8 protein-coding genes are annotated in these 6,669 nt (G+C 27.7%); 4 read left to right on the top strand and 4 right to left on the bottom strand.

What is annotated here, in order from left to right:
• Positions 1-164: 164 nt before the first annotated feature.
• Positions 165-815 (bottom strand): HAD family hydrolase, encoded by a 651-nt coding sequence (locus B0A78_RS11790; RefSeq protein ID WP_014164492.1) that lies wholly within the window; start codon positions 813-815, stop codon positions 165-167.
• A gap of 95 nt (positions 816-910) precedes the next feature.
• On the opposite strand from B0A78_RS11790, the gene B0A78_RS11785 reads away from it, so the two are divergent.
• The 4 genes from B0A78_RS11785 to B0A78_RS11770 all read left to right on the top strand — a co-directional run bounded on the left by B0A78_RS11785 (position 911) and on the right by B0A78_RS11770 (position 4,025).
• Positions 911-1,453 (top strand): RNA polymerase sigma factor, encoded by a 543-nt coding sequence (locus B0A78_RS11785; protein ID WP_097609697.1) that lies wholly within the window; start codon positions 911-913, stop codon positions 1,451-1,453.
• 30 nt (positions 1,454-1,483) lie between these two features.
• Positions 1,484-1,873, top strand: coding sequence for a hypothetical protein (locus B0A78_RS11780; RefSeq protein WP_014164490.1), 390 nt, complete (start codon positions 1,484-1,486; stop codon positions 1,871-1,873).
• An 18-nt stretch (positions 1,874-1,891) separates the two neighbouring features.
• Entirely contained in the window at positions 1,892-2,344 is a 453-nt protein-coding gene (locus tag B0A78_RS11775; RefSeq protein ID WP_014164489.1) for a hypothetical protein, read from the top strand.
• A gap of 196 nt (positions 2,345-2,540) precedes the next feature.
• Positions 2,541-4,025 (top strand): aminotransferase class V-fold PLP-dependent enzyme, encoded by a 1,485-nt coding sequence (locus tag B0A78_RS11770; protein ID WP_065213632.1) that lies wholly within the window; start codon positions 2,541-2,543, stop codon positions 4,023-4,025.
• 359 nt (positions 4,026-4,384) lie between these two features.
• On the opposite strand, the gene B0A78_RS11765 is transcribed toward B0A78_RS11770, so the two are convergent.
• From B0A78_RS11765 to B0A78_RS11755, 3 genes are all read right to left on the bottom strand, one after another.
• On the bottom strand, positions 4,385-5,155 hold the full coding sequence (locus B0A78_RS11765) for a patatin-like phospholipase family protein (RefSeq protein WP_041253157.1): 771 nt from the start codon (positions 5,153-5,155) through the stop codon (positions 4,385-4,387).
• Positions 5,156-5,251: 96 nt separating this feature from the next.
• Complete coding sequence (locus B0A78_RS11760; RefSeq protein ID WP_014164486.1) at positions 5,252-5,953, bottom strand: SIMPL domain-containing protein; 702 nt, start codon at positions 5,951-5,953, stop codon at positions 5,252-5,254.
• Between the two features lie 55 nt (positions 5,954-6,008).
• On the bottom strand, positions 6,009-6,650 hold the full coding sequence (locus B0A78_RS11755) for a rhomboid family intramembrane serine protease (RefSeq protein WP_014164485.1): 642 nt from the start codon (positions 6,648-6,650) through the stop codon (positions 6,009-6,011).
• Positions 6,651-6,669 lie beyond the last annotated feature (19 nt).

Raw genomic sequence — 6,669 nt, 5'->3', positions numbered from 1 at the left:
GTCCTAATGTATTTTTATTACAAATTCAATCTTTAAAAATAATAAAATAGCTGATTTTGAAAACTATATAATAATAATATTTATTGAATTATCTAACATACTATAGCCTACAAAATAACTTTATAAATCTATTTAAAAAAACAAGTATATTTTAATAAATTATTTTAGATAATTTCTTTTAAAAAATTAAATTCCTTAAAATGTTGAATAATTTCATCGGCTAATGATAAATCTTGAAATTTTGAGTTAGCACTATTATATCCTACACAATAAATTCCAGCAGCATGAGCTGCTTGTATACCATTTGTACTATCTTCAATTACTATACAGTTTTCTTTAGGTGCAATTGAAAGTGAAACAGCATGTAAAAATATAGCTGGATCCGGTTTTGATTTAGGGAAATCCTCTCCACTCACCTTATGGGTAAAATAAGGATCTAAATCAAACCGTTTAAATACACGATTTATTGTACTTTTTGAAGCCGAAGAAGCTAAAATAAGTTGAATATTTTGAGCATATAACTTTTTTATTAAATCCAAAACACCTTCGATTAATTCTAAATCAGGTTTTGTATCAAACGCTTCATTAAAAAGTTCTCTTTTTCTTAAAACAAGAGATTCAACCTCATGATCTAAATTAAAAGTTTCTTTTAATTTTTGAAAAACATTACGCGTAGAATTTCCCGTAAAAGAAGCATACATAGCGTCTGAAACCTTTATTGACAATTCTTTGAAATGCTCGTAATAAGCATATTTATGAACAGGTTCCGTATCTACAATAACACCATCCATATCAAAAATAACTGTTTTAATCATAAATTTTAATTTTCAGTCAAAGATACAAAGCCTTTTTATATTAAAAATTAAACCTTTTTAAATATCTTTAGTCTTATACCCAAACAACCTACACTTTGCAAAACGAAAAATTATTTTTAACGGAGCTTTTAAACCCTAAAACTCAAAATGAAGCTTTTAGAAGGTTAATTCGTGAATATCAAAAGCCATTATATTATCATATAAGGAATATGGTGTCTGATCATGATGACACAGATGATATTTTACAAAACACATTTATAAAGGTTTTTCAAAATCTTAAAAATTTTAAAGGCGAAAGTAAACTTTATTCCTGGATGTATCGTATTGCTACAAATGAAACAATTACTTTTTTAAATAGTAGAGCAAAAAAAAGAGGGGGCTCTAATGAGGATTTAAAAGAAAAAATAATACAAAAATTAGAAGCAGATATACATTTTGATGGAGATGAAATTCAACTAAAATTACACCAAGCAATAGCTTCCTTACCTGAAAAGCAACAACAAGTTTTTAAGATGAAATATTTTGAAGAATTAAAATATGAAGAAATTAGTGAAATTTTAAAAACCTCAGTAGGTGCATTAAAAGCCTCCTATTTTCACGCAGTTAAAAAAATTGAATATTTTTTAAACACAAATTAAACCTTTTATCCTAATTCATGTCTTATTAATATGAAACACATCAATTTAAATACAGACCCAAAAATAAACTCTGGTTATAAAGTTCCTGATGATTATTTTCTAAATTTTGAAGATCGTATCATGTCACATATTAACCAAGAGATAGATACTCCAAAAATAATTTCATTTTGGAAGAAAAAAAACATTTGGATTTATGGAATTGCGGCCACAATAATAATTTCCATTTTTACTTGGATTTATTTTAATCAAACCAATACTTATAGCCTAACTTCAACACAAGAGTACCTAGCTTATTCAGACGAAATAACTCCTGAAGATCTAGCTGATTATCTAACCCCTGAAGATCTAACTAATTTAGAAAAAGAACTTAATTCTATAGATCATCAAACGGCTATTTATCTAAATGAATATTTAAATTAACTATTAAAAATAATCGTCATGAAAAAAATAATTATACTCCTTATATTCATACTAAACCAAACTACTTTTGGACAAGGAAGAGAAGAAAAAATTGAAAAAATAAAAGCATTACGAGTGGCTTTTATATCCGATCGGTTGAATTTAACCCCTGAAGAAGCTCAAAAATTTTGGCCTATATTTAATCAATTTGATGATAAACATTTTGAACTTCAAAAACAAAAAAAGAAATTAATACACCAATTAAATACCGAAGAAATCAATTCTCTTTCAGATAAAGAAATTCAAAATTTAATGGATCAAGAAGAAAAAACAGAAAATGAAATTAGACAAAATAAACAAGCATTGGTGAAAAATCTACAAGGGATTATTACGAATCAAAAAATTATACAATTAAAACAAATAGAAATAGAATTTAAACAAAAATTACTGAATCAAATCAAAGAAAAAAAGCAAAGAAAATTTGAAAAATAAAAGATTATAGCCCTAAAATAAGATATCTTTTTTATCTACTAAAAAGACCTAAAGAAATAAATGTCTGGTTATTCTAAAAAAATATTTTTGTTTCGTTCCGAATTTAGTCTCTATTGTAATAATTTGTTAATCATTTTTTTAAAACTCTATTCAAAAATAAGTAAATAATGTATATTTGAAACCAAATAAGAAACAAATGATTACAACCGAAAAATCTACAACATTAGAACAATATTTTTTAAAATTTAGAGAAAATATTGTGGGGATTAATCAAGAATTTGATTCTCCTTTTGGAATAAAAAAAATCATTTATACAGATTGGACTGCTTCTGGAAGACTATATAAACCAATTGAAGAAAAAATCTTAAACGATTTTGGTCCTTTTGTAGCAAATACCCACACAGAAACTACAGTTTCAGGAACGGCTATGACTATGGCTTATCATCAGGCTAGAAAAATTATAAAAAAACATGTAAATGCTGATGAAAATGATGTATTAATTACTGATGGGACAGGAATGACTGGTGTAGTTAATAAATTTCAAAGAATTTTAGGTTTACGAATCTGCGAAAATCTAAAAATTTATACTAGTATCCCTAAAGAAATAAAACCTATTGTATTTGTATCACACATGGAGCATCACTCTAATCAAACATCTTGGTTAGAAACTATTGCCGATGTCGTAATAATTCCTGCTAACGAAGAAGGTCTTTTTTGTTTAGAAAATTTTAAAAAAATCATACAACAATATAAAGATAGAAGTTTCAAAATAGCTTCTATAACTTCTTGTTCAAACGTAACAGGTATCAAAACGCCTTATCATGAAGTAGCAAAAATAATGCATCAAAACGGAGGTGTATGCTTTGTAGACTTTGCTTGTTCAGGACCGTATGTAACAATTAATATGCACCCTGAAGATCCAGAAGCTTATTTAGATGCCGTTTTCTTTTCTCCTCATAAGTTTTTAGGAGGCCCTGGAACCTCTGGTATACTTGTATTTAATAAAAATCTATACAAAAACAATGTTCCTGATTGCCCAGGAGGAGGAACCGTATCATGGACTAACCCTTGGGGAGAACATAAATATATTGACAATATTGAAGATCGCGAAGACGGAGGTACTCCTGGTTTTCTTCAAGTTATAAAAACAGCATTAGCCATTCAATTAAAAGAAAAAATGGGTGTGGCTAATATTCTTGAGCGCGAAAAAGAAATTGTTAAGTATATTTTTAAAGAATTAAGTAAAGAAACTAATTTAGTCATTTTAGCAGGACAACATCAAGACCGATTAGGTGTTATTTCTTTTTATATAGATAATTTACATTATAACTTAGGCGTTAAAATATTAAATGATCGTTTTGGTATTCAAACTCGTGGAGGATGTAGTTGTGCGGGCACCTATGGACACTATCTATTACATGTTGACCAAGATAGATCAAATGCTATTACTTGTAATATAAACTCTGGCAATTTAACCGTAAAACCTGGATGGATACGAATGTCTATTCATCCTACCACAACTAATGATGAAATCCAATATGTTTGTGATGCTATCTCTTCTTTAGCGCGAAATCATCAAGAATGGTCCAATGATTATGAATACAATTCTAAAACAAATGAGTACACACACACAAACGCACAACCTATTGATACTCTAATTCAAAATTGGTTTGAAATATAAACTATATATAAAAACCAATCTTTATAAAAATTATCTAAAAAAAGACACACCCTCATGTCTTTTAATTTCAATCTAGCAAGCAATAAAGAGGCTGTCCTAACTTTTTTTGGACAGCCTCTTCTATCGTTTAAGCAACAAATTGATTCCTACAACAGCATTTTTCAAATTATACATTAACCTTTTGATAAAAATGAAAAGGCACTGATTTTTTACTCCAGCTCTAGTTTTACATTGAGAATAAAAAAGCGAGTACTTTTTTAGATTTAAACTCATTTTTATTTACAATAAATTTCTAATACATAGTCTTCTGGATTTAAGCTCCTTTTTAAACTTTTCATACCTTTAAAAAATAAAAAAGATTAACTCATTTTAGAAAATGTTTTTTGGGCTTCCTTGTAACCTATTGAAAAAATTTCATCCATTTTTAATTTATTGGTCTCAAAAGTACCAAATTTAGATAATTCTTCTGGCTGAATAAGCCAATCACAGTTAGCAAACTTATGAGCACTGGAGTTTCCAAAAAGTAAATCAAAAGCACGAGCGGTTACAGATCTAATAGAAGTAAGATCTTTTGGTTCTATCTTTTGTATGGGACTAACATAAACTCCTATACAATAGTCACATCTTCCTTGCAACAAATCAGTAGGAAAATGATTTAAAATTCCTCCGTCACTATATAAATTTCCTTCAAATTCATAAGGCGAAAAAACACCTGGAAATGACGATGATGCTAAAATGGCATCTACCACACGTGTTGTTTCGTCAAAAACTCTTAATTTACCTTTTACTAAATCAGTTGCAGTTATATGTATTTTAATCGGTAAATCCCCAATCCTTAAGTCTTTAAATATTTTATAAAAATACGATTCAAAGGCATTTGCATCTATCAATCCTGCTTTAGAAAATGTAAAATGTTTCCAATGAAAAAAATAAATAGATCTAAAAAAATCTAAAATTTCAAGAGGAGACTTTCCTACCGCATACAAAGCTGCAATAATAGCACCAGCACTAGTTCCTGAAATAATTTTAGGTTCTATTCCGTTCTCGTTCAAAAAATGTAATACACCTGCATGAGCCAAGCCTTTACTCCCTCCACCAGAAAGCACTATACCTATATTTTTTAAATTCATTTTATAAAAAGGGAAATTTACCAAAAAAATTCAAACTCATCATTTAACTTTATCTAGAAGATATTTTTGTATTTAAATAAAATATAATTCATATTTTTATTCAATAACAAATGCTGCTTGTACATTTACCACTACAGTCATTTCTCCCACTGCTAAAATATCTTTATTTCCACCGTCTTGTAGAGTCTCAGCCATCATAGCTGATTTATACATCATAGGTTGTTGTTGTGGATAATAAGAAGATGAATTATCTGTTATTAAAAGAATTTTTCCTACTTTTTGTCCTAAAGCAGATACAAAGTCTTCTGCTTTTTGTTTTGCATTTAACATTGCTTTTTTACGAGCTTCTTTTTCTAATTCTTCTAATTTTGAAGTTTTAAATTCAACACTTCTAATGTTAGTTATTCCTGTATCTGTAACTCCTAGCATGAAATCATTATATTTTTTTATGTCTTTAAATAAAATGGTTATTGTTTGATTAGCATAAAAATTATATTTCTTTTTTTCATAATCATAATTTTTATTAAGATTTACATCTGTTGTCTGATAATCAGAAGCTGAAATACCATATCCTTTTATATATTGAATAAGTTTAATGATGATATCATCATTCATTTTTTTTGCAGTAGCTGCATCTTTAGCTGTATTTTCAACCCCTAAAGTAATTAAGCATTGATCAGGAACTGTTTTTATTTTACCTTCTCCTGAAACATTTATTTGTGGAACCTGTTGTTTAAATTCTTGTGCTTGCATCATAAAGGACATTAGAAATAATAAAGAAGTGATTAATTTTTTCATTTGATATACGATTTTTGATTAAATATTTTTTTTAAACATTACAAAATGTATGCCATTATATTTTTTTCATTTTTGTCAAGAAAAAAAGTATAACAATAGGAATAATTAACAAAATAACCATTCTTAAACTTGTAATTAAAATACTAGGTTGTATTAATATTGTAGATAGTAAACCTCCTAATGCTCCTCCAAAATGAGCTTCATGTCCTATATGATCATTTTTAGCTTTCATACCATAAATGGAATACAACAAATATCCAATACCAAAAACATAAGCTGGAATTGGGATTGGAATAAGAAAAAGATACAAATCTATTTCAGGATTCAATAAAATGGCAGTATATAATATACCCACTACTGCTCCAGAAGCTCCTCTAGCTCGGTAATTAAAAGTGTTTTTATGATAAGCCATAGATAATAAGCTTCCTGAAAATAAACTTACCATATAAATTATTAAAAACACATTAGATCCCAAATTATAAATAACAATGGGTGCAAACATATATAAGGTAAACATATTAAAAAAAAGATGCCCCCAATCATTATGTAAAAAACCAGATGTAAACATTCTTATTTGTTCTCCTGAACGAATTTTGCCTACATTAAATTCATAGTGATTAGAAAAATTGTAATCTGTAAAACCTTTATAACTTACAAAAACAGTAACACCTATTAGCAATAATAATATTAAATTCATTGAGTCTATTTTTACTAGC

It is taken from the genome of Flavobacterium columnare NBRC 100251 = ATCC 23463, assembly GCF_002530675.1.
Taxonomy (GTDB): Bacteria; Bacteroidota; Bacteroidia; order Flavobacteriales; family Flavobacteriaceae; genus Flavobacterium; species Flavobacterium columnare.
The sequence above is the reverse complement of the archived record's forward strand: the minus strand, read 5'-3'. Positions and strand labels throughout refer to the sequence as shown.